This is a genomic window from Streptomyces lacaronensis (assembly GCF_047337785.1).
Lineage (GTDB): Bacteria > Actinomycetota > Actinomycetes > Streptomycetales > Streptomycetaceae > Streptomyces > Streptomyces lycopersici.
Genome location: NZ_JBLHDK010000003.1, coordinates 4182243 through 4204189 on the forward strand (window position 1 = coordinate 4182243; position 21947 = coordinate 4204189).

Sequence of the window (21947 nt, forward strand, 5' to 3'; positions counted from 1 at the left end):
AGTTCCCCCCTTGATCAGGCGGGGACAGTACCAGAGGGCCGGAACCACCACGGCAGCCCGGCTACCCCTTCGCCCCGGAGCCCACCGGGTCGAAGCGGAACGTGTCCCGGACGCGGGACAGGGCACCAGAAGGCCGTGGCGGATCAGAAGACCGACTCGGCCTCGTCCATCCGGTCCACCGGCACGGTCTTGAGCTCGGTGACCGCGTTGGCGATCGGCACCATCGTGATGTCCGTGCCGCGCAGCGCGGTCATCATGCCGAAGTCGCCCCGGTGCGCCGCCTCGACGGCGTGCCAGCCGAAGCGGGTGGCCAGCACGCGGTCGTACGCGGTGGGCGTGCCGCCGCGCTGCACATGCCCCAGGATGACCGGGCGGGCCTCCTTGCCCAGGCGCCGCTCCAGCTCGGCCGCGAGGCGGTTGCCGATCCCGGTGAACCGCTCATGGCCGTACTGGTCGATCTCGCCCTTCTGGTAATCCATGGAGCCCTCGGCGGGATGCGCGCCCTCGGCGACGCAGATGACGGCGAACTTCTTGCCGCGGGCGAACCGCTCCTCGACCATCTTCACCAGCCCGTCGACCTCGAAGGGCCGCTCCGGCAGGCAGATGCCGTGGGCGCCGCCGGCCATCCCGGACTCCAGCGCGATCCAGCCCGCGTGGCGCCCCATGACCTCGACGACCATCACCCGCTGATGGGATTCGGCGGTGGTCTTCAGGCGGTCCATGGCCTCGGTGGCGACGCCGACGGCGGTGTCGAAGCCGAAGGTGCGGTCGGTGGAGGAGATGTCGTTGTCGATCGTCTTGGGGACGCCGACGATCGGCAGCCCGGCGTCGGAGAGCATCCGCGCCGCGGTGAGGGTGCCCTCGCCGCCGATCGGGATCAGCACGTCTATCCCGTAGTCCCGGGCGTGGTCCTTCGAGGTCTCGCACGCCTCGCGCAGCCGGGCGCGCTCCAGTCGGGAGGAGCCGAGGATGGTGCCGCCGCGGGCGAGGATGCCGCTGACGGCGTCGAGGTCGAGCTTGCGGTGACGGCCGTCGAGGAGCCCCTTGAAACCGTCCTCGAATCCGATCACCTCGTCTCCGTGGCCGGCGACCGCGCGGTGCACCACCGACCGGATCACAGCGTTGAGACCGGGGCAGTCGCCGCCAGCGGTGAGAACTCCGATGCGCATCGTGCTGTGTCTCCTGCTCCCTACGGGTAGATGTGAGCCAGTCCGATTGTTTCATGGGCGGGGTGGTGCTGTATCCCCCGAGCGACAAGCGCCTTAATCACGGTCGCAGGTATTGTCAAGAGGACTGGGCCGGTCAATGTGGCCGATTTGTGTCCGTTGGGCGCACATAAGGAAAACACCGACGAACGCCAGAGGAACGGAGAGCACGCGTGACACGCAGCGTGTACGTGACCGGAGTCGAGCGTGGCGACGGACGCCAGGTCGTGGAGCTGGGAGTCATGGAGCTCCTGACCCGCCATGTCGACCGGGTCGGCGTCTTCCGCCCCCTGGTGCACGACGACCCCGACCGCCTCTTCGGCCTGCTGCGGGCGCGCTACCGGCTCAGCCAGTCTCCGGAGTCCGTCTTCGGCATGACGTACGGAGACGCGGCGACGCTCCAGGCCGAGCGGGGCACCGACGAACTGGTCTCGCAGCTGGTCGGCCGCTTCCACGAGGTCGCCGGCGCGTATGACTACGTCCTGGTGCTGGGCAGCGACTACGCGGCCACCAGCCTCCCCGACGAGCTGGGGCTGAACGCACGGCTGGCCAATGAGTTCGGCGCCTCGGTGATCACGGTGGTCGGCGGGCAGAAGCAGACCGCCGAGTCGGCCGGTGCCGAGGCCCACAACGCCTACCGCGCCTATGAGGGGCGGGGCTGCGACGTGGTCGCGGTGGTCGTCAACCGGGTGGCGCCCGGGGACCGCGCGGCCATCGCCGAGCGGCTGACCGCCAAGCTGCCGGTCCCCAGCTATGTGCTGCCGGAGGACGGGGCGCTGTCGGCGCCCACCGTCTCCCAGATCGTCCGCTCCCTGGGCGCCGAGGTGCTGCTCGGCGATCACACCGGGCTCTCCCGGGATGTGCGGGACTTCGTCTTCGGCGGCGCGATGCTGCCGAGCTTCCTGCCCGCACTGACCGAGGGCTGTCTGGTGGTGACGCCCGGGGACCGCGCCGACCTGATCGTCGGCGCGCTCGCCGCGCACAGCGCGGGCGCCCCGCCGATCGCCGGGGTGCTGCTCACCCTGGACGAGCGGCCGGGTCCCGACATCCTGGCGCTTGCCTCGCGGCTGGCCCCGGGGACCCCGGTGGTGTCGGTGGCGGGCGGGTCCTTCCCGACGGCGGCCGAGCTGTTCGCCATCGAGGGCAAGCTCACGGCGAGCGCGCCGCGCAAGGCGGAGACCGCGCTGGGCCTCTTCGAGCGGCATGTGGACACCGCGGCGCTGACCGAGCGCATCTCGGTGGGCCGCTCCAGCCGGGTCACCCCGATGATGTTCGAGCGCGAGCTGATCGAGCGGTCCCGCTCCAACCGCCGCCGGGTGGTGCTGCCCGAGGGCGCGGAGGAGCGGGTGCTGCGCGCCGCCGACGTACTGCTCCGCCGCGATGTGTGCGATCTCACACTGCTGGGCGAGGAGGACTCGATCCGCAAGCGCGCCGCCGAGCTCGGCATCCAGCTCGCTGAGGCGCAGATCATCGATCCGCAGACCTCTCCGCTGCGGGAGCGCTTCGCGGAGGGCTACGCGAAGCTGCGCGCCCACAAGGGCGTCTCCTACGAGCTGGCGTACGACGTGGTGGCCGATGTGTCGTACTTCGGCACCCTGATGGTCCAGGAGGGGCTGGCCGACGGCATGGTCTCGGGCGCGGTGCACTCCACCGCCGCCACCATCCGGCCCGCCTTCGAGATCATCAAGACCGCCCCGGGCGCCCAGATCGTCTCCTCGGTCTTCTTCATGTGCCTGGCCGACCGGGTGCTGGTGTACGGCGACTGCGCGGTCAACCCCGACCCGGGCGCCGAGCAGCTCGCGGACATCGCCATCCAGTCGGCGACGACGGCCGCCCAGTTCGGGGTGGAGCCGAGGATCGCGATGCTGTCGTACTCCACCGGCACCTCGGGCTCCGGCGCGGACGTGGACAAGGTGCGCAAGGCGACCGAGCTGGTCCGCGAGCGCCGCCCGGATCTGCTGGTCGAGGGCCCGATCCAGTACGACGCGGCGGTGGACGCCGCGGTGGCGGCGACCAAGCTGCCCGAGTCCGAGGTGGCGGGCAAGGCCACCGTGCTGATCTTCCCGGACCTGAACACCGGCAACAACACCTACAAGGCCGTGCAGCGCTCGGCGGGCGCCGTCGCGGTCGGCCCGGTGCTCCAGGGCCTGCGCAAGCCGGTGAACGACCTGTCCCGAGGGGCACTCGTACAGGACATCGTCAACACCGTCTCGATCACCGCCATCCAGGCCCAGTCCCCCACGTCTCCGGCGTCCCCGGCGGCCGCCACCTCCCCGGCCTCCCCGACCTCCCCGACACAGAAGGCGCAGTCCGCGTGAACGGCTCCCGAGTCCTCGTCCTCAACTCCGGCTCCTCGTCCGTGAAGTACCAGCTGCTGGACATGGCCGACGGCTCCCGTCCGGCCTCCGGCATCGTGGAGCGGATCGGGGAGGGCCCCGTCACCGACCACGCGGCGGCCCTCAAGCAGGTGGCCGACGAACTGGCCGCCAAGGGCCTGGGTCTCGACTCGCCCGAGCTGGCGGCGGTCGGCCACCGGGTGGTGCACGGCGGCACCCGGTTCACCGAGCCGACCCTGATCACCGACGAGGTGGTCGAGGAGATCGAGAAGCTGATCCCGCTGGCCCCGCTGCACAACCCGGCCAATGTCACCGGGATCAAGGTGGCCCGCTCGCTGCGCCCGGACCTGCCGCAGGTCGCGGTCTTCGACACGGCGTTCCACTCCACCATCCCGGAGGCGGCGGCGCGCTACGCGATCGACGTGGCGACCGCCGACCGCTGGGGGGTGCGCCGCTACGGCTTCCACGGCACCTCGCACGCGTATGTCTCCCGGGCCACCGCGGAGCTGCTGGGCAAGGAGCCCGCGGAGGTCAACACCATCGTGCTGCACCTGGGCAACGGGGCCAGTGCCTCGGCGGTGCGCGGCGGGGTGTGCGTGGAGACCTCGATGGGGCTGACCCCGTTGGAGGGCCTGGTGATGGGTACCCGGTCCGGGGACATCGACCCGGCGGCGATCTTCCATCTCTCCCGGGTGGGCGGCATGTCGACCGATGAGATCGACACGCTGCTCAACAAGCGCAGCGGGCTGGCCGGGCTGTGCGGGGACAACGACATGCGCGAGATCGGCCGCCGGATGGGCGAGGGCGACGAGGCCGCCCAGCTCGCCTTCGACATCTACATCCACCGACTGCGGAAGTATGTGGGCGCGTACACCGCGGTGCTCGGACGGGTGGACGCCATCGCGTTCACCGCCGGTGTGGGGGAGAACTCCGCGGCGGTACGGGAGGCGGCGATGCGCGGCCTCACCGCGTTCGGCATCGAGGTGGACGGCGTCCGCAACGCGCTGCGCTCCGCCACGGCGCGGCTGATCTCCACGGAGGCCAGCCGGGTCGCGGTGGCCGTGGTGCCCACCGATGAGGAGCTGGAGATCGCCAGCCAGACGTATCACCTGGTCAGCGCCTAGGCTCCGGTTCCGCTCCGCTATGCCCTTGACTTAAATATTCCGCTCCGAAACAAACCCGATAGGATCCGCCTCATGCGCCGTTCCAAAATCGTCTGCACTCTGGGCCCCGCCGTCGACTCCTATGACCAGCTGAAGTCCCTGATCGAGGCCGGGATGAACGTGGCCCGGTTCAACATGAGCCACGGAAGCCACCCGGAGCACGAGGAGCGGTATCACCGCGTCCGCAAGGCATCCGAGGAGACCGGGCACGCGGTCGGCGTCCTGGCCGACCTCCAGGGCCCCAAGATCCGCCTGGAGACCTTCAAGGACGGACCGGTGGAGCTGGTCCGCGGGGATGAGTTCATCATCACCACCGAGGACGTGGACGGTGACCGGACCATCTGCGGCACCACCTACAAGGGGCTGCCGGGCGACGTCTCCAAGGGCGACCAGGTCCTGATCAACGACGGCAACGTCGAGCTGCGGGTCACCGCCGTCGAGGGCCAGCGGGTGCGGACCATCGTCATCGAGGGCGGGGTGATCTCCGACCACAAGGGGATCAACCTGCCGGGTGCGGCGGTCAATGTGCCCGCGCTGTCCGAGAAGGACATCGAGGACCTGAAGTTCGCCCTGCGGATGGGCTGCGACATGGTCGCCCTGTCCTTCGTCCGGGACGCGGGCGACGTCCGGGACGTCCACCGGATCATGGACGAGGTGGGTCGCCGGGTGCCGGTGATCGCCAAGGTGGAGAAGCCGCAGGCGGTCGCCAACATGACCGAGGTCGTCGCGGCCTTCGACGGCGTGATGGTGGCCCGTGGTGACCTCGCGGTGGAGTATCCGCTGGAGAAGGTCCCGATGGTGCAGAAGCGGCTGATCGAGCTCTGCCGCCGCAACGCCAAGCCGGTGATCGTCGCGACCCAGATGATGGAGTCGATGATCACCAACTCCCGGCCGACCCGCGCCGAGGCGTCCGACGTCGCCAACGCGATCCTGGACGGCGCCGACGCGGTGATGCTCTCCGCCGAGTCCTCGGTCGGCTCGTACCCGATCGAGACGGTCAAGGTGATGTCCCGGATCGTCGAGGCCGCCGAGCAGGAGCTGCTCTCGCGCGGCCTCCAGCCGCTGGTGCCGGGCAAGAAGCCGCGCACCCAGGGCGGTTCGGTGGCGCGTGCGGCGTGCGAGATCGCCGACTTCCTGGGCGCCAAGTCGCTGGTGGCGTTCACCCAGTCCGGCGACACCGCCCGCCGGCTCTCCCGCTACCGCGCCCAGCAGCCGATCGTGGCCTTCACCACCGACGCGTCCACCCGCAACCAGCTCACGCTGAGCTGGGGCGTGGAGTCCTACGTGGTGCCGTATGTCGAGCACACCGACGCGATGGTCGACCTGGTGGACGCCGAGCTGCTGAAGCTGGGCCGCTACTCCGAGGGCGACACCATGATCATGACCGCCGGTTCGCCCCCCGGCGTCCCCGGCACCACCAACATGGTCCGGGTGCACCACCTGGGCGGCGCGGGCCAGTAGCGCCGAACGCGCCCGTAACGCGTCCGTGGGCACCGTCTCCGGGTGGAGGCGGTGCCCACGGGCGTTTCCCTCCTCATGGAGGGGTGTGCGGCTCCCGAACGGGTCGGTGGGGGCGCGGGATCACTCCCCGGTCTTGAACAGATGCATACCCGGAACGGTCAGATCGCCACCGAACTGACCGGCCTGGGTGACCGTGACATCGGTGAAGAACACCTCGGGGATGTTCACCGGCGGCGGGCTCTTGGGGCTGAAGGTGATCGGGATGAGCCCCAGGAGGTTCCCCTTCAGCTCCTCGGTGTACATGGTCACCGTGCCGTTGCGAATGGTCGAGGTGGACCCCTCGCGCGCCTGCACATGCGTGGTGGTCCCGGCCGGGCCCACCACCAGCTGGTGGAGATCCTTGATGTCCACGCCCGAGGCGGTGAACTTCAGGACCTTCTTGATCTGGCCCCCCTGCGTCTTGACCTCCACGATGCCCTTGTAGTCCAGGCCGTGCAGGCTCAGCAGCGTGCTCTTGAGGGTCCAGGGGTCCTCGGGCAGCAGGCTCGAGGTCGGGTCCGTCTCGGCGTTCTCGTACGCGTCGGCGTCGAACTTCGGGCAGGGGAACGCCTCCTTGCCGTCCGCGTCCTTCGAGGCGGACGCGGAGGGCTTGGGAAGCGCCTTGTCCGCCTTGTCCTTGGCGTCGTCGACGGTCTTGCCCACTCCGTCCACGGTGTCCTTGACGCCCTTGCCCACCTTGTCCACCGTGTCCTTGACCGGATCGGTGGGCTTGTCGGAGGACTTGGACGGGGACGGCGACGGCGACGAGCCGGGCTTGTCGCTGGAGGACGGGCTCGGCGAGGCGCTCGGCTCGGCCGAGTCGTCCCCGCTCTTGTCGTCGGGCGTGAGGACGTCGTGGAGCGTGTCCCCGAGTCCCAGCGGGTCCAGCGGGTTCTTCGACTTGGAAGGGCTCGGCGAGGCCGAGGGCTCCTTCGACTCCGTCTCGTCCTCGGAGCCGGACGAGGGAGCGGAGGAGGAACTGGACGGAGACGGCCTGGGAGCGGCCTTGTCGTCCCGGGACCCGGTCTGGCCGCCCGAGGACTCCTCAGAGCCCTTGGAGCCGTCCTCGGAGCCCTTCTCGGACGAATCCTTGGCGTCCTTGTCCTGGCCCTGGGCGTCCTTGCCGCCCTTGGCGTCGTCCTTGTCCGCCTCGTCCGGTTGCGACACACACGGGCCGGGCTTGTAGCGGTCCTCGGGCCGGGGGTTGGCCGAGGCGAGCTGCGGAGTGAGCCCCATGCCCATCAGCACGGCCGTCGGCATGGCGGCCAGCGCTATGGCCTTGCCGGCGGGCACCTGAAGGCGGGTGAGTACCGACTTCTTCGGTGCCGCGTGCCGCGGGCCGGTTCTGACCCGGCGTGGGCTCACTCCCTCCGGCTGCTCGGGTCGGTCTTCACCCCGCACGGTGCCTCCCATTCCTGGCTTCCTGGTCCGACGCGGACCCGGCCCCGGCCGGCTCCGGCACGCTGTCACCGTTCCCGTCGTCCTCTGACGCGTTTCCCGGCCCCTCGGCCGGCTGCGCGGAGGGAGTCTCCCCGGGTGCCCAGGCGATGCTCATGCCGCCGCCGAACAGCGCGAGCAGGAATCCCATCAGGAAGCCGCCGAAGTTCGAGACGGGGATCGACACCAGACCGAGCAGGATCGTGGCGACTCCGGCGAACACCCGCACCATGGGCTGGAACCACATGGTCAGGCCCAGGACCACCAACAGCACCCCGATGATCAGCGAGGCCGATCCGGCGGTGGTGGACATGTTGATGGTGAATCCACCGGCGTTGAGGTCGTTGTACGGGAAGTACATGATCGGTACGCCCGCCAGCAGGCTCAACAGCCCGGCCCAGAACGGGCGCTGCCAGCGCCATGCCCTGAAGGACCCCCGCCAACGGCTGATACGGTCACTCGCCCCCGGCGACTCGGCACTCATTGAAAACAGCTCCCTGGGGCCGGCGATCGGTGTGATCGCGGTTGTTCTACAGCGGTACAAGCCTGGCGCATACCCGCTGCGGGTCGATGCCCGGGTGAGGGGCAGCACGGCGGCCCCCCACCCTTGGCTCAGCTGATCAGAAGCACTCGTTCTTGCCCTTGCTGACCTTCATCGAAAGGCCGGAGAGCTTGAACGTGCCCGCACTGGTCGCCCAGGCGGTCTGCTTCACACCGGTCAGCGTGGCGGAATCGGACTGCTGGCCGAACGAACCGGGATCGGCCACGTCGCCCTTGTTGATCCCGGGACCCTTGTGGGCGTCACCCGCCGCGACACCGATGTCGATCCCGCGGAACGTGGCGTCCGCGTTGAGCTGATCGAGATCGATGAAGAGGTTCTTGGCCTCAACCTGCTTGCTGCCGTTGCCTGCCGTCAGCTTCAGCGACACATCGCCGAAGACCGGAACCGGGATCACGACGGACTGGCACAGGCCCTTGAGCTTCGCGCTCTTGAACGCCGACACCGCGACGGGGATCTTCTTGCCCCCGTGCTGGGTGTCAAGCGCGCCGTACTGCGCGAACCCGGTGCCGTCGAGCCGGTCGACCGAGACCTTGAACTGCTGACCGGACACGTTGAACGAGGCCGCGAGCGCACCCTGGGACAGGGCGACGCCGATCGCGGCCGTGGCAGCAACGCTCGGCACCATGACAACGGCGAACCGCTTCCATCTGGTGCCGCCACGAGCCACGGACTCCATGACTTTCCTCCTTCTCGGACGTACATCTCCGGCCGGGGCGGGGCCCCGGACCTGGGATGGGAGAAGTGCTACGTCCTCGGGAAGGAGAGCGCCCACGTCTCACAGGCGCACACCGCACCCGCAACACCGGCGATCACCCCCGAGCGACAACCACTGGCCACGCAATCTCGCGCAACCTCCTGGACAGGCCCTGCTTTGTGGGCAGAGACCCCCCTGTCCACGGTCGGCGCCACTGCCGCCGACCTGCCCGGTGGGGACCCAACCACACCGACGCGCCGACCGGATGCCGAGCTACGGGGGGATGGACCGAGCTTGGCCGATCGTGGTCCATTCCCGGCCTGGACACAAGGGGTTCGTTACTAGCGAGTAACGGACGGATAACCGAACTGCGGCAGGACGGTCGAGATCGGCCACACAGGGTTGCCGGACAGTGACCGGAAAGAGACGGAGATTTACTCCAAGACCGGACAAAGCCCGGACTCGCATTTACTGGCAGTAACAGCGACCGCGTTTACCAAGTTTTAGTAAAGAGCGGTCGCTGTGTTGTTTGAGGAGCCGGAGGTCAGAACAGCACCCGCGCCAACGCGCCGCGCGCCGCCACCACTCGGGGGTCCTCACCGCCGATCACATCGAACAGACTCAGGAGATGAACCCGGGCCGCGTCCCGGTCCTCCCCCGCCGTGCGGCGCACCGCGTCCACCAACCGGCCGAAGGCGTCCTCCACATGACCGCCCACCAGGTCGAGGTCGGCCGCCGCGATCTGGGCCTTGACATCCGCCGGGCTCTCCGCGGCCGCCTTGCGCACCTGCGTGGCGTCCACTCCCTGGACGCGCTCCAGCAACTGGGCCTGGGCCAGGCCGAGCTTGGCCTCGCTGTTGCCGGGGTCGTCGGCGAGCAGGCCCTGGTACGCCCGCACCGCACCGCCCAGGTCACCGGCGTCCAGCGCCTGATGGGCCGCGGCGAGCGCGAGATCCTGCGGCGACTCGGGGACCTCCGGGGCGGCCTCCTCGGCACCCTCGTCCTGGGCGCCGGGTTCAACCGGTGTACCCACGATGCCGAACTGCTGCTCCGCCGCCTGGATCAGCTGGTCCAGCACCTGGCGGATCTGTGCCTCGGGCGCGGCGCCCTGGAAGAGCGGCACCGGCTGGCCCGCGATCACCGCGAAGACGGCGGGGATGCCCTGGACGCCGAACTGCTGGAAGAGCATCTGGTTGGCGTCGACGTCGATCTTCGCGAGGACGAACTGCCCCGCGTACTCCGTGGCCAGCCGCTCCAGGACGGGGCCGAGCTGCTTGCACGGCTCGCACCACTCGGCCCAGAAGTCGATGACGACCGGCACTTCGGTGGAGCGCTGCAGGACGTCCTGCTGAAAACCCGCCTCGTCGACATGGAAGATCAGACGGCCGGGCGCGGGGGCGCCCCCGGTGCGGGCCGACTCGGCCCGCGCCCGCTCCGCCTTCTGCTTCGCTTCTCCGGCCGCCTTCACCGCGGCGAGGTCGACCACTCCACTCATGGACATGTTCCGTGGCTGCATGGTCCCATCCTCCCCTCTTCGCGCGGTGAAGGGAAAAGCGCGTCAGCCGATGGACCGGCCGTGGCACACCCTTACGCTACGAGTCGTAGCGTAACTCACCCGGGACGATGCGCGGTACTGGCGGGTAGGGTGCCGCGCATGAGCCCGTCCGCACGCCGCACCGGGCGCCCGCGCAGCGCCGAGGCCGACCGCGCCATCCTCGGCGCCACGCGTGCCGCCCTGGTGGAACTGGGCTGGGCGAAGCTGACCCTGGGCGATGTGGCGGCCCGCGCCGGAGTCGCCAAGACGACCCTCTACCGCCGCTGGGCGAGCAAATGCGAGCTGGTGGTGGACGCGGTCGCGGCGGTCTTCGACGAACACCTGGAAGCGGGCGACCACGGCAGTCTGCACGCCGATGTGGAGGCCGCGGTGATCCGGCTGGGGGCGCTGCTGGAGCGCCCCGAGACGGGCACCGCGCTGATGGCCGTCCTCGCCGAGGCCATGCACGACGAGTCGCTGCGGTGCCGGGTGCGCTCGGCGATCGTGGACCGGCAGAAGCGGCTGGTGACGATCGGCCGGGAGCGCGCCCGGCTCCGAGGTGAGCTGCCGCGCGCGGAGGACCCGGAGGCGTCGGCCCGCAACGCGGACCTGATCTTCGACGCGGTCGCCGGGACGGTGCTCCACCGGCTGATGGTCAGCGCGGAGCCGGTGGACCCGCACTGGGCGCGGGACTTCACGGATCTGCTGCTGTACGGGATGACCGGGGCGGACTCCGGCGGCGCGGCGGCCGCCGGACCCGCCCCGGACGCGGCTCAGAAGCCGGCCGGTTCCGTATAGACGCCCCACTCGTCGCGGAGGGCGTCGCAGATCTCGCCGAGTGTCGCCTCGGCGCGCACCGCGGCCAGCATCGGCTCGATCATGTTGGACCCCTCACGGGCGGCGGCGATCATGGCCTGGAGCCCCTTGGCGATCTCGGCCTCGTCACGCCCGGCCTTACGGCCGCCCAGCGCCCGCACCTGCTCGCGCTCGACCTCGTGGCCGACCCGCAGGATCTCCAGATCGCCGGTGACCGAGCCCTCGTGGCAGTTGACGCCGACGACCTTCTTGTCGCCCTTCTCCAGGGCCCGCTGGTAGCGGAAGGCGGATTCGGCGATCTCGCCGGTGAACCAGCCGTCCTCGATGCCCTGGAGGATGCCGGCGGTGATCGGCCACTGGGGCTCCTGCCCGTCCGGCACCGTGCGGCGGCCACGCTCCTTGATCTGCTCGAAGATCTTCTCGGCGTCGGCCTCGATCCGGTCGGTCAGCGCCTCGATGTACCAGGAACCGCCCAGCGGGTCGGCCACATTGGCCACCCCGGTCTCCTCCATCAGCACCTGCTGGGTGCGCAGGGCGATCTCGGCGGCCTGCTCGCTGGGCAGTGCGAGGGTCTCGTCCAGGGCGTTGGTGTGCAGCGAGTTGGTGCCGCCGAGTACGGCGGCGAGGGCCTCCACGGCGGTCCGCACCACGTTGTTGTACGGCTGCTGGGCGGTGAGCGAGACCCCGGCGGTCTGGGTGTGGAACCGCAGCCACTGCGCCTTCTCGGTGGTCGCCCCGTAGACATCGCGCATCCAGCGGGCCCAGATCCGGCGGGCAGCGCGGAACTTGGCGATCTCCTCGAAGAAGTCGACATGCGCGTCGAAGAAGAAGGACAGGCCGGGCGCGAAGGTGTCGACGTCCAGGCCCCGGGAGAGGCCCAGCTCCACATAGCCGAAGCCGTCGGCGAGGGTGTACGCGAGCTCCTGCGCGGCCGTCGCCCCGGCCTCGCGGATGTGGTAGCCGGAGACGGACAGCGGCTTGTACGCGGGGATGCCCTCGGAGCAGTACTCCATCAGGTCGCCGATCAGCTTCAGATGCGGCTCGGGCGGGAAAAGCCACTCCTTCTGGGCGATGTACTCCTTGAAGATGTCCGTCTGGAGCGTGCCGTTCAGCCGTGAGGTGTCCACGCCCTGGCGCTCGGCCGCGACCAGGTACATACAGAAGACGGGGACGGCCGGACCGCTGATGGTCATCGAGGTGGTGACATCGCCGAGCGGGATGTCCTTGAAGAGGATCTCCATGTCGGCGGCGGAGTCGATGGCGACACCGCAGTGGCCGACCTCGCCGAGCGAGCGCGGGTCGTCGGAGTCGCGGCCCATCAGGGTGGGCATGTCGAAGGCGACCGAGAGCCCGCCGCCGCCCGCCTTGAGGATCATCTTGTAGCGCTCATTGGTCTGCTCGGCATTGCCGAACCCGGCGAACTGGCGGATGGTCCAGGACCGGCCCCGGTACCCGGTGGCGTAGAGGCCACGGGTGAAGGGGAACTCCCCCGGCCAGCCGATCCGCTCGAACCCCGCCACGGAGTCGCCCGGGGCGGGTCCGTAGACCGGATCGACGGGGTCTCCCGACAGTGTGCTGACGTCCTCGTCGCGCTTGCGTGCCGCGTCGTACCGGGCCTGCCACCGTCGGCGGCCCGCCTCAATGCCTTCGGTGTCCATGCCTCAAAAGTACTTGGACGTCCTACTAATTGTCGAAGGGAGACACGCCGCACCCGGCCGATCGGGTGACCCGGCACTCGCGTCCGCGCGCCTCGTCCGGGCTCGGACGGGACGCACGGAAGGGCTACAAACCGCCGGGTCAGACCTGCGCGGGCGCCGGCTCGGCGCCGCTGACCAGCGGCTCCACCTCATGGGTGACCTTGCGCTCGACGAAGAACGCGGCCGTCGGGATGGTGCCCGCCACCAGGACCCACAGCAGCTTGCCGAACGGCCACTTGGCCTTGGAGCCGAGGTCGAAGGCGAAGACCAGGTAGATGATGTAGAGCACGCCGTGGATCTGGGAGACCACGAGCGTGAGGTCCTCGCCCGTGTCGAAGCCGTACTTGAACACCATGCAGGTGCAGAGCACGAGCAGCATCACTGCGGTGATGTAGGCCATGACCCGGTAGCGGGTCAGCACGCTGCGTTTCATGCCCTGAGCGTAACCGTCCGTTCCGGGGCGATCTTCGCCACCCCCGGTCTTCGGCGGCGGTCTTCGGCGGCCGTTCCCCAAGCCCCGCTCAGTCGTCCTCGAAGTCCTCCGCCGAGACCCTCAGCGGGCGCAGCATCTCGAAGATCTTGCCGCAGTCCTCGGCGTCGTAGACCCCGAGCCCGAACTCCATCGCCATCAGATCGCGGCTGGCCGACTCGACCACCTCCCGGCCCCGGTCGGTGATCGAGGCGAGGGTGCCGCGGCCGTCGTTGGGGTTCGGCCGCTTGTCGACCAGACCCGATTTGACCAGGCGGTCCACCGTATTGGTGACCGAGGTCGGGTGGACCATCAGCCGCTCGCCGATCTTGGACATGGGCAGCTCACCGGCCTTGGAGAAGGTCAGCAGCACCAGCGCCTCATAGCGGGCGAAGGTCAGACCGTAGGGTCTGACGACCGCGTCGACCTGGCTGAGCAGGATCTGGTGGGCCCGCATGATCGAGGTGATCGCGGCCATCGAGGGCACGGACCCCCACCGCTGCTTCCAGAGCTCATCGGCGCGGGCGATGGGGTCGAACGAAAGGCTGAGCGGCTTCGGCACACCACCGACCCTACCGGCCGGTCATATCGTGGTCAGCCTTATCTCGCACTTCGGGCCGGACGGGCCCTTCAGACCGTACGCCGCACCTCCAGCGCCACCAGCAGCGAGCAGAGCGCCCCGCAGCCGCCCGCGGTCGCGGCCACCACATGGACCGGTACGAACTCGGCGACCGCGCCCGAGACCGCCATGCCGAGACCCTGCGCGGTCATCAGCCCGGCCGTCATCACCGTCATCGCCCGGCCGCGCAGCTCATCGGGGACGGCGGCGAAGAACCACTGGTCGAGGCCGAGGCTGTAGGCGATACCGCAGCCGGTCAGCACCTGGAGGGCCAGCGCCCAGCCGAACGACGGATGGACGGCGTACCCCAGGGCGGGCAGCATCGCCGCGACGCCGACCGGCAGCGTCAGCCGGGCCCGGGCGCGCGGCCCCAGCAGCGAGCCCACCAGGGCCTCACTGACGACCGCGCCCACCGGCATCCCGCACATCAGCAGCCCAAGACCCACCGAGCCGAGGCCCAGCCCATCGGAGTACGGCGTCAGCAGAGCCTCGGGCATCACCACGAACATCGGCGGCACCCACGACAACAGCATCAGCGCCCGGATCCGGCGGTCCCCGAACAGCCGCCGGATCCCGCTCAGCGAACTCCCGAACAGCGCCCCGCCCCCGGTCAGCTGCCGCGCGGGGCGGCGCCGGGTGCCGAAGCGGAGCACCAGCGCCGAGCCGACGAGCGCCGCCGCGGTGATCGCCAGCGCGGCCCGCGGCGAGACGGCGGCCAGCAGCAGCCCGCCGACGCCGAACCCGGCGAGCTGCGCGGTCTGGGCGGTGATCCGGATGACCGAGCGGCCCAGCACGAAGGGGTCGCCCTCGCCGAGGATGTCGCCGAGCGTCGCCGACCGGGTGCCGCTGAACACCGGGGAGATCGCGGCGGGCACACAGCGCAGCGCGAGCAGCGCCGCCACCGGCATCCCCGGCACCACCATGGCGGCCACGCACGCGGCGTGCACCAGATCGCAGACCACCAGCACCCGGCGGGCCGGGAAGCGGTCCGCGACGGCGGACAGCAGGGCGCCGCCGATCACGTACGGCAGCATCGAGGTGGCGAACGTCAGGGCGCTCAGCAGCGGCGATCCGGTGAGCCGGAAGACCAGGACGGACAGCGCGAGCTGGCCGACCACTTCGCCGAGCATGGAGACCAGGTGCGCGGCGAAGACGGCCCGGAACTCACCGACCGCGAACACCGCGCGGTAGCCAACGCTCCCCGGGCCCCGCGGCGGCCCCTCGTCGGCGCCGGGCGCGAGCTCGGGTCGGGAGGCGGGCGCGTCGGGGCGCGACTCGAGGGGGCCCGTGGTGCCGGGCCCGGAGGGCGTTGCCATGCCGGAAGCGTGCCCGTACGGGCGGGGCGGGCTCTAGTGTTTCGGACTGAGCCGAATCTTCGGGATCCCGGGGGCGCAGATGCCACTGCACATGCAGTTCGGTACGGATGATCTGCTGCGCTGCCGGTTCGCCATCTCGCCCTTGTGCCAGACCCATGAGGCGGTGCGCACGCTGCGCAGGACCGAGCGGCACGGCTACCACCTGCCGTGGCTGCGCCGGGTGCGGGAGGCGCTGGCCGGGCTCGATCTGTCGGAGCTGTGGCTGCTGATGCCGGTGCGCGGCTACACCCCGGACTTCCTGGGCCCGCCGCCGGAGGTGCCGTACGCGCCGTTCGAGGACGAGCTGGCGCGGATGCGGGCCACGGCCCCCGCCGTCGCCCGGCGTGAGCTGGCCCTGTCCCTGGAGTGCACGCCGGGGGCGGCAGACTCCGCGCGGGGCCGGGCGATGCTGGACGATCCGGCGCGGGCCGTCCAACGGCTGGCGGATGTGACCGAAGCCGCCTGGCGGGCCCTGGTGGCACCGGACTGGCCCCGGCTGCGGGCGTTACTGGAGGCCGATATCGCCCATCGCTCACGGCAGCTGGCCGAGGGCGGCCTGGAGCGGCTGTTCGCGGATCTGCGCCCGGCGCTGCGCTGGGCCGACTCCACGCTCACCATCCGCAACTCCGTGGTGCCCGCCCAGACGCAGGATCTTGACGGCCGTGGGGTGCTGCTGATGCCCAGCGTCTTCGTCTGGCCGGATGTGATCAGCGGCTTCGCCCCGCCGTGGCAGCCCACGGTGATCTATCCGGCGCGCGGGGTCGGCGGGCTGTGGCGGGAGCCGGACGCGGTCACGGCGGACGCGCTCGTACGGCTCCTGGGGGCCAGCCGCGCCGCGATCCTCTCCGGTCTGGAGGAGCCCGCGTCCACCACGGCCCTGGCCGCCCGGCACCGTCTGGCGCCGTCGTCGGTCTCGGCGCATCTGGCGGTGCTGCGCGCCGCCGGGCTGCTCAGCTCACGCCGCCAGGGCCATCAGGTGCTGTACGAGCGGACCCCACTGGGCATGGCCCTGGTGGGCGGGGGCTGAGGCCACCCGCCCGCACCGGGGCGCTCAGTCGGAGAGGTGACGCTCGACCGTCTCGACCTTGGAGGTCAGACCGTCCGTGACACCCGGGCGGATATCGGCCTTGAGGACCACCGAGACCCGGGGCGCCCGCGCCTCCACCACCGCGACGGCACGCTTGACGACGTCCATGACCTCGTCCCACTCGCCCTCGATCGAGGTGAACATCGCGTCCGTACGGTTCGGCAGCCCCGACTCCCGGACCACCCGCACCGCGTCGGCCACGTACTCCCCCACGTCCTCGCCGACGCCCAGCGGCGTCACCGAAAAGGCGACGATCATGCGTTGACCACGCCCTCCTTACGGGCGCGGGCCGCGATCACCCCGGCCTCGGTCTCCCGCTTGAGCTTGCGCTCGGCGAAGAAGCCGCCGGTGGGCAGGACGGAGAGGACGAAGTACAGGGCCGCGGTCTGCCACTTCCACTTGGCGCGGTTCCAGGCGTCCGCCCAGAAGACCACGTAGAGGATGAACAGCACGCCGTGCACCATGCCCATCACCGGCACCGCGTTGAAGTCCGTGGTGCGCTTGAGCACCGAGCAGATGAGCAGCAGCAGGAACGACACGGCCTCGGGCGCGGAGACCAGGCGGAGCCGGCGCAGCGCGGTGGCGGTCTTGAAGTCCACGAGAGCACCTTCGTGTGAAGAGAGGGACACGGACCAGCTTGTGAAGCGATGCACAAGCTTTCGCCCATTGTCGCAGCCGCGCGGGCGATCTCCGTCCGGGGGGCGCCTCACGCCCCTGGCGCTCCCTGTCCCCCGACGTCGCCGGACCGCTACCGTCGGCTCCGTGGCTCAGTTTCGGCTCCAGGGAAGCAGGGTGCTCGCGGTCGATCTGACCGGCGACTCCGTGAAGGCCAAGAACGGCGCGATGGTCGCCTACGAGGGGGACATGACCTTCAAGAAGAGGACGGGCGGCGGGGAGGGGCTGCGGGGGATGGTGACCCGGCGGCTCACCGGTGAGCAGATGGCGGTCATGGAGGTGAAGGGGCACGGCACGTGCTACTTCGCCGACCGGGCGAGCGAGATCAACCTGGTGTCGCTGCAAGGCGAGAAGCTCTATGTGGAGTCCAGCAATCTGCTGTGCACGGACTCCGCGCTGCGCACCGGCACCTCCTTCACCGGGCTGCGCGGCTCCGCCCAGGGCAACGGGCTGTTCACCACGACCGTCGAGGGCACCGGCCAGGCCGCGCTCGTCTCCGTCGGCACGGCGGTCGTGCTGCGCGTCACCCCGCAGACGCCGCTCCAGGTCGATCCGGGCGCGTACATCGCCCACACCGGCGGTCTCAAGCAGCACTTCCAGGCGGGGGTGAACTTCCGCGCGCTGATAGGCGAGAGCGGCGGGGAGTCCTTCCAGATCCGCTTCGAGGGCGATGGGCTGGTCTACGTCCAGCCCAGTGAGCGCGACACGATCGGGGGTGAGGTGTGATGCCGTTCACCATGCTCACCTCGCGGATGGTCGAGGCCCAGGTGATGCCCGGGCAGACCCTGTTCAGCCAGCGTGGCGCGATGCTCGCCTACCGCGGGGACGTCCGGTTCACCCCCAGCATCACCGGCGGCCAGGGCGGGGTGCGAGGGATGATCGGGCGGCGGGTCGCCAATGAGGCCACCCCGCTGATGACCGTCGAGGGCCAGGGCGCGGTGATGTTCGGGCACGGCGGCCACCACGTCCATGTGATCGACCTGGTCGGCGACACCCTCTATGTGGAGTCGGACCGGCTGCTGGCCTTCGACGGCTCGCTGCGCCAGAGCACGATGTTCCTGGGCTCCCAGGGCGGGGTGATGGGCATGGTGCGCGGCCAGGTCACCGGCCAGGGGCTGTTCACCACCACCCTGGAGGGGCACGGCTCCGCGGCGGTCATGGCGCACGGCGGGGTGCTGGAACTGCCGATCGGCCCGGGACGTCCGGTGCATGTCGATCCGCAAGCCTATGTCGCCCACCGGGGTGATGTTCGCAATAAGCTCTCGACGGCGATCGGCTGGCGCGAAATGGTGGGCCGCGGCTCGGGCGAGGCGTTCCAACTGGAGCTGTCCGGCACCGGCATGGTCTACGTCCAGGCATCGGAGGAGAAGCTGTGAACGGCCCCGTCATCCATGACGCCTGGACGCTGCCCGTCGACGACAACATCAATCCGTACGCCTTCAGCGTGGATCTGAACGGCCAGTGGTTCCTCCAGAAGGGGAAGATGGTCGCCTACTACGGCCAGATCGACTTCCAGGGCGTCGGGCTCGGCCACCTCGACCACCTCATCGCCCACAGCTTCCACTCCCCGCTGCACGCGGCGGACTGGGTGGTGGCCGAGGGAAAGGGCAAGATGGTGCTCGCGGACCGCGCCTTCGACGTCAACTCCTACGACCTGGACGACGGCAACCTCTCCATCCGGTCCGGCAATCTGCTCGCCTTCCAGCCCTCGCTGTCCCTGAAGCAGTCCATCGTTCCGGGCTTCCTCACCCTCCTCGGCACGGGGAAGTTCGTGGCCGCCTCCAACGGGCCCGTGGTCTTCATGGAGCCGCCGATCCGGGTGGATCCGCAGGCGCTGGTCGGCTGGGCGGACTGCCCGACGCCGTGCCACCACTACGACCACCAGTATCTGCGCGGCTTCCTCGGGGCCGTCCGGTCGCGTACGGGTCTCGGGGGCGCCTCGGGCGAGGAACACCAATTCGAGTTCGTGGGCGCGGGGACCGTACTGCTCCAGTCCACGGAGGAGGTCGTCGCCGAGATATCGGTCGGCGAGACGGGGGGTACCGGTTCGTGAGCGCGAAGGTGCGGAGTGTAACGTCGAACAGGTGACCTCTAGCCCGATGCATCCATTGGTTCGGAATTCAACTTCTATAGGTAGAATACATCCCATGGAGACCGAGAACGGCACGCGCTGGCTCAGCGACGAGGAACAGCGCGCCTGGCGCACCCACCTGGATGTCAGCCGGCTGCTGACCTACCAGCTCGAAAAGGACCTGCAGCCGTTCGGCCTGACCATGAACGACTACGAGATCCTGGTCAACCTCTCGGAGTCGGAGGACCACCGGATGCGGATGAGCGATCTCGCGTCCGCGACCCTGCAGTCCAAGAGCCGGCTGTCCCACCAGATCACTCGGATGGAGAACGCCGGCCTGGTCCGCCGCGAGAACTGCGAATCGGACCGGCGGGGGCTGTACGCCGTGCTGACCGAGCAGGGCTGGGACACCATGCGCAAGGTCGCCCCCCACCATGTGGCGTCCGTGCGCAGGCACTTCATCGATCTGCTCGCGCCGGAGGACCTCAAGGCGCTGTACGGATCGCTGGTACCCGTCGCGGAGCATCTGCGCACCCAGCGGGGCCGGGTCTAAGTGGTGTCCGGCGGGTCGTGACGCCCGCGGCGGGCTGCTCCGTGCCGCACCGGCCGCACCGCCTGCGTCGGCAGCCGCAGCTCGAACAGGGCGCCGCCCTCGGGTGCCGTCCCGACGGTCAGTGCGCCACCGTGGCGCACCGCGACGTCCCGCGCGATGGCGAGGCCGAGCCCGGCCCCGCCATCGTCGCGGCTGCGGGCGTCGTCGAGCCGTACGAACCGCTCGAAGATCCGCTCCCGCTCGGCCCCGGGCACCCCCGCGCCGTCGTCCGCGACCTCCAGCACGGCCCACCGGCCCTCCTCGCGCACCGTCACCCGCACCCCGCTCCGGGCGTGCCGCTGGGCGTTGTCGACCAGGTTGCCCAGCACCTGGGCCAGCTGCCCGCGCGAGCCCGGCACCGCGACCGGCGCCGCCTCGTCCCGCACCGGCACCCGGTCCGCCACCCGCTGGGCCAGCTCCTCGCGCACCAGGGCGTCCAGCGCCACCGGTGTCTCCCCCGTGGGCCGCTCCCCCGCGTCCAGCCGGGCCAGCAGCAGCAGGTCGGCCGCGAGCCGCTGGAGCCGCACCACGTCCTCCACGGCGCCGTCCAGGTCCAGCAGCTCCGGATGGGCGGCGCCCACCTCCAGCTGGGTGCGGAGCGAGGCCACCGGGGAGCGCAGCTCATGGGAGGCGTCGGCCACGAAGGCCCGCTGCCGCTCCACGGACGCCTCCAGCGCCGTGAGCGTCTCATTGGTGGTCCGGGCCAGCCGCGCCACCTCGTCGTGCGACCCCGGCTCGGGCACCCGCCGGGCCAGGTCCGTGCTCGCCGTGATGGCGGCCATCTCGCGCCGGATGCCCTCCACGGGCCGCAGCGCGCGCCGGGTCACCAGCCAGGTCACGGCCGCCACGACCACCAGCAACAGCGGCAGCCCGAGCAGCATCGCGTTCCGCACCGTGGTGACCGCGCCGCGCTCCGTGGCCAGCGGGGCGCCCGCGTAGACGGTGACGTCCTCGCCGGAGGTGTCGGTGGCCTCCACGGCCGCCCAGACGTAGTCGGCGGTCTCCCCGTCGACACGGGCGGAGCCGTCGCCGTACTCCTCCCCGGAGGAGACCTTTCCGGCGCCGCGGTCGTCATCGTCGGTGTCGTCGTCCCCGACGCCCGCCGCGACGGGCCTCACGGACGCGCTCCCGGTGCCCTTCACGGCCTCCAGATCCTCACTGACCGCCCGCACCCGGCCGTCCTCGTCCACGACCTGCACCGGGACGCTCTCGTCCAGCTTCAGCGACCCGTAGTCCGCCCCGGCGGCTATCTTCGACGCCACCTCCCGCGCGTCCACCTGGGCCTTCAGCCGCGCCTGGTCCCCCAGATCGGCGCGCAGCACCTGGAGCACCGCGATCCCCGCCGACACCAGGGCCACCGCCACCACCAGGGTCGCCCCCAGCGCGGCCCGCGCCCGTACCGAACCGAACACCTTACGCACGGAGCCGGTACCCCGCTCCCCGTACGGTCTCGATGAGCCCCGCGCCCAACTTGCGGCGCAGGGCGCTCACATAGACCTCGACGATGTTGGGGTCGCCGTCGTAGGCGAAGTCCCACACATGCTCCAGGATGTCGGGCTTGGAGACGACGTCCCCCGCCCGCCTCGCCAGCTGCTCCAGCACGGAGAACTCCTTGGCGGTCAGCGGCACCTCCCGGCCGTCCCGCTCCACCCGGCGCGCGCCCCGGTCCACGGTGAGCGGCCCCACCCGCACCACGGGCGAGGCCCCCGGGCCGCGCCGCCGCAGCAGCGCCCGTACCCGCGCCACCAGCACCACATACGAGAACGGCTTGGTCAGATAGTCGTCGGCCCCGGTGTCGAGCCCCTCCGCCTCGTCGTACTCGCCGTCCTTGGCGGTGAGCATCAGGATCGGCACCTCGTTCCCGGCCGCCCGGAGCGCCCCGCATACGCGGTAGCCGTTCAGCCCCGGCAGCATGATGTCGAGGACGACGAGGTCGTACACCCCCTCCTGCGCACGGTGCAGCCCCTCCTGGCCGTCGTGCGCCACATCGACGGCGAACCCCTCCGCCCGCAGCCCCTTGGCCAGCGACAGGGCCAGCCGCCGCTCGTCCTCCACGATCAGCAAACGCATGCGACCAGCGTCGCAGAGCGAACCTGAAGATCTCTTCAGGCGCCTTCAGCCGGGCTTCAGCATCG

22 protein-coding genes are annotated in these 21947 nt (G+C 70.5%); 9 read left to right on the forward strand and 13 right to left on the reverse strand.

Annotated features, from left to right (window positions below; translation table 11 throughout):
- Nucleotides 1-143: 143 nt before the first annotated feature.
- Entirely contained in the window at nt 144-1169 is a 1026-nt protein-coding gene (locus ACMTAK_RS17580) for a 6-phosphofructokinase (RefSeq protein ID WP_044569825.1), read from the reverse strand.
- 209 nt (nt 1170-1378) lie between these two features.
- Between ACMTAK_RS17580 and pta the strand changes: the two genes are divergently transcribed.
- The 3 genes from pta (at nt 1379) to pyk (ending at nt 6165) form a co-directional block, all read left to right on the forward strand.
- A complete protein-coding gene (pta, locus tag ACMTAK_RS17585) occupies nt 1379-3523 on the forward strand; it encodes a phosphate acetyltransferase (RefSeq protein WP_413807107.1) in 2145 nt (714 codons plus the stop codon).
- Nucleotides 3520-4665, forward strand: coding sequence for an acetate kinase (locus ACMTAK_RS17590; RefSeq protein ID WP_413807108.1), 1146 nt, complete (start codon nt 3520-3522; stop codon nt 4663-4665). Before pta ends, ACMTAK_RS17590 begins: the two co-directional genes overlap by 4 nt.
- A gap of 72 nt (nt 4666-4737) precedes the next feature.
- A complete protein-coding gene (gene pyk, locus ACMTAK_RS17595) occupies nt 4738-6165 on the forward strand; it encodes a pyruvate kinase (RefSeq protein WP_413807109.1) in 1428 nt (475 codons plus the stop codon).
- Between the two features lie 120 nt (nt 6166-6285).
- Here the strand turns inward: pyk and ACMTAK_RS17600 are convergent, their stop codons facing one another.
- From ACMTAK_RS17600 to ACMTAK_RS17615, 4 genes are all read right to left on the reverse strand, one after another.
- Complete coding sequence (locus tag ACMTAK_RS17600) at nt 6286-7617, reverse strand: hydrogenase expression protein HypF (RefSeq protein ID WP_413807110.1); 1332 nt, start codon at nt 7615-7617, stop codon at nt 6286-6288.
- The gene (locus tag ACMTAK_RS17605; RefSeq protein WP_210946907.1) at nt 7595-8125 is read right to left on the reverse strand and encodes a DUF6114 domain-containing protein; all 531 of its coding nucleotides are present in this window, start codon (nt 8123-8125) and stop codon (nt 7595-7597) included. Before ACMTAK_RS17605 ends, ACMTAK_RS17600 begins: the two co-directional genes overlap by 23 nt.
- A 136-nt stretch (nt 8126-8261) precedes the next feature.
- Entirely contained in the window at nt 8262-8879 is a 618-nt protein-coding gene (locus ACMTAK_RS17610) for a DUF6230 family protein (protein WP_020868364.1), read from the reverse strand.
- A 562-nt stretch (nt 8880-9441) separates the two neighbouring features.
- On the reverse strand, nt 9442-10413 hold the full coding sequence (locus ACMTAK_RS17615; protein WP_413807111.1) for a tetratricopeptide repeat protein: 972 nt from the start codon (nt 10411-10413) through the stop codon (nt 9442-9444).
- A gap of 138 nt (nt 10414-10551) precedes the next feature.
- Between ACMTAK_RS17615 and ACMTAK_RS17620 the strand changes: the two genes are divergently transcribed.
- Entirely contained in the window at nt 10552-11229 is a 678-nt protein-coding gene (locus tag ACMTAK_RS17620; RefSeq protein ID WP_413807112.1) for a TetR/AcrR family transcriptional regulator, read from the forward strand.
- On the opposite strand, the gene ACMTAK_RS17625 is transcribed toward ACMTAK_RS17620, so the two are convergent.
- The 4 genes from ACMTAK_RS17625 to ACMTAK_RS17640 form a co-directional block, all read right to left on the reverse strand.
- Complete coding sequence (locus ACMTAK_RS17625; protein ID WP_413807113.1) at nt 11205-12905, reverse strand: acyl-CoA mutase large subunit family protein; 1701 nt, start codon at nt 12903-12905, stop codon at nt 11205-11207. The two genes, ACMTAK_RS17620 and ACMTAK_RS17625, sit on opposite strands and share 25 nt — an antisense overlap.
- Before the next feature lie 139 nt (nt 12906-13044).
- Nucleotides 13045-13377, reverse strand: coding sequence for a DUF3817 domain-containing protein (locus tag ACMTAK_RS17630; RefSeq protein ID WP_413807114.1), 333 nt, complete (start codon nt 13375-13377; stop codon nt 13045-13047).
- An 88-nt stretch (nt 13378-13465) separates the two neighbouring features.
- Nucleotides 13466-13975, reverse strand: a complete 510-nt coding sequence (locus ACMTAK_RS17635; protein ID WP_413807115.1) for a MarR family winged helix-turn-helix transcriptional regulator — start codon at nt 13973-13975, stop codon at nt 13466-13468.
- Between the two features lie 68 nt (nt 13976-14043).
- Nucleotides 14044-15348 carry an MFS transporter gene (locus ACMTAK_RS17640; RefSeq protein WP_413807116.1) on the reverse strand — a complete coding sequence of 435 codons (1305 nt, stop codon included), beginning with the start codon at nt 15346-15348 and terminating at the stop codon, nt 14044-14046.
- A gap of 79 nt (nt 15349-15427) precedes the next feature.
- Between ACMTAK_RS17640 and ACMTAK_RS17645 the strand changes: the two genes are divergently transcribed.
- The gene (locus tag ACMTAK_RS17645; RefSeq protein WP_413807117.1) at nt 15428-16414 is read left to right on the forward strand and encodes an ArsR/SmtB family transcription factor; all 987 of its coding nucleotides are present in this window, start codon (nt 15428-15430) and stop codon (nt 16412-16414) included.
- A 24-nt stretch (nt 16415-16438) separates the two neighbouring features.
- Here ACMTAK_RS17645 and ACMTAK_RS17650 read toward each other — a convergent pair whose 3' ends face one another.
- On the reverse strand, nt 16439-16732 hold the full coding sequence (locus tag ACMTAK_RS17650) for an MTH1187 family thiamine-binding protein (RefSeq protein ID WP_020868372.1): 294 nt from the start codon (nt 16730-16732) through the stop codon (nt 16439-16441).
- Nucleotides 16729-17073, reverse strand: a complete 345-nt coding sequence (locus ACMTAK_RS17655) for a DUF3817 domain-containing protein (protein WP_020868373.1) — start codon at nt 17071-17073, stop codon at nt 16729-16731. Before ACMTAK_RS17655 ends, ACMTAK_RS17650 begins: the two co-directional genes overlap by 4 nt.
- Before the next feature lie 163 nt (nt 17074-17236).
- On the opposite strand from ACMTAK_RS17655, the gene ACMTAK_RS17660 reads away from it, so the two are divergent.
- The 4 genes from ACMTAK_RS17660 to ACMTAK_RS17675 all read left to right on the forward strand — a co-directional run bounded on the left by ACMTAK_RS17660 (nt 17237) and on the right by ACMTAK_RS17675 (nt 19773).
- Nucleotides 17237-17875 (forward strand): AIM24 family protein, encoded by a 639-nt coding sequence (locus ACMTAK_RS17660; protein WP_413807118.1) that lies wholly within the window; start codon nt 17237-17239, stop codon nt 17873-17875.
- Nucleotides 17875-18525 (forward strand): AIM24 family protein, encoded by a 651-nt coding sequence (locus ACMTAK_RS17665; RefSeq protein ID WP_413807119.1) that lies wholly within the window; start codon nt 17875-17877, stop codon nt 18523-18525. Before ACMTAK_RS17660 ends, ACMTAK_RS17665 begins: the two co-directional genes overlap by 1 nt.
- Complete coding sequence (locus tag ACMTAK_RS17670) at nt 18522-19202, forward strand: AIM24 family protein (RefSeq protein WP_413807120.1); 681 nt, start codon at nt 18522-18524, stop codon at nt 19200-19202. Before ACMTAK_RS17665 ends, ACMTAK_RS17670 begins: the two co-directional genes overlap by 4 nt.
- A 94-nt stretch (nt 19203-19296) precedes the next feature.
- The gene (locus ACMTAK_RS17675; RefSeq protein WP_020868377.1) at nt 19297-19773 is read left to right on the forward strand and encodes a MarR family winged helix-turn-helix transcriptional regulator; all 477 of its coding nucleotides are present in this window, start codon (nt 19297-19299) and stop codon (nt 19771-19773) included.
- Here ACMTAK_RS17675 and ACMTAK_RS17680 read toward each other — a convergent pair.
- Together ACMTAK_RS17680 and ACMTAK_RS17685 are read right to left on the reverse strand one after the other, a co-directional pair.
- A complete protein-coding gene (locus ACMTAK_RS17680; protein WP_413807121.1) occupies nt 19770-21233 on the reverse strand; it encodes a sensor histidine kinase in 1464 nt (487 codons plus the stop codon). The genes ACMTAK_RS17675 and ACMTAK_RS17680 overlap by 4 nt on opposite strands.
- Nucleotides 21226-21882, reverse strand: a complete 657-nt coding sequence (locus ACMTAK_RS17685) for a response regulator transcription factor (protein ID WP_413807122.1) — start codon at nt 21880-21882, stop codon at nt 21226-21228. The genes ACMTAK_RS17680 and ACMTAK_RS17685 overlap by 8 nt, the downstream gene beginning before the upstream one ends.
- Nucleotides 21883-21947 lie beyond the last annotated feature (65 nt).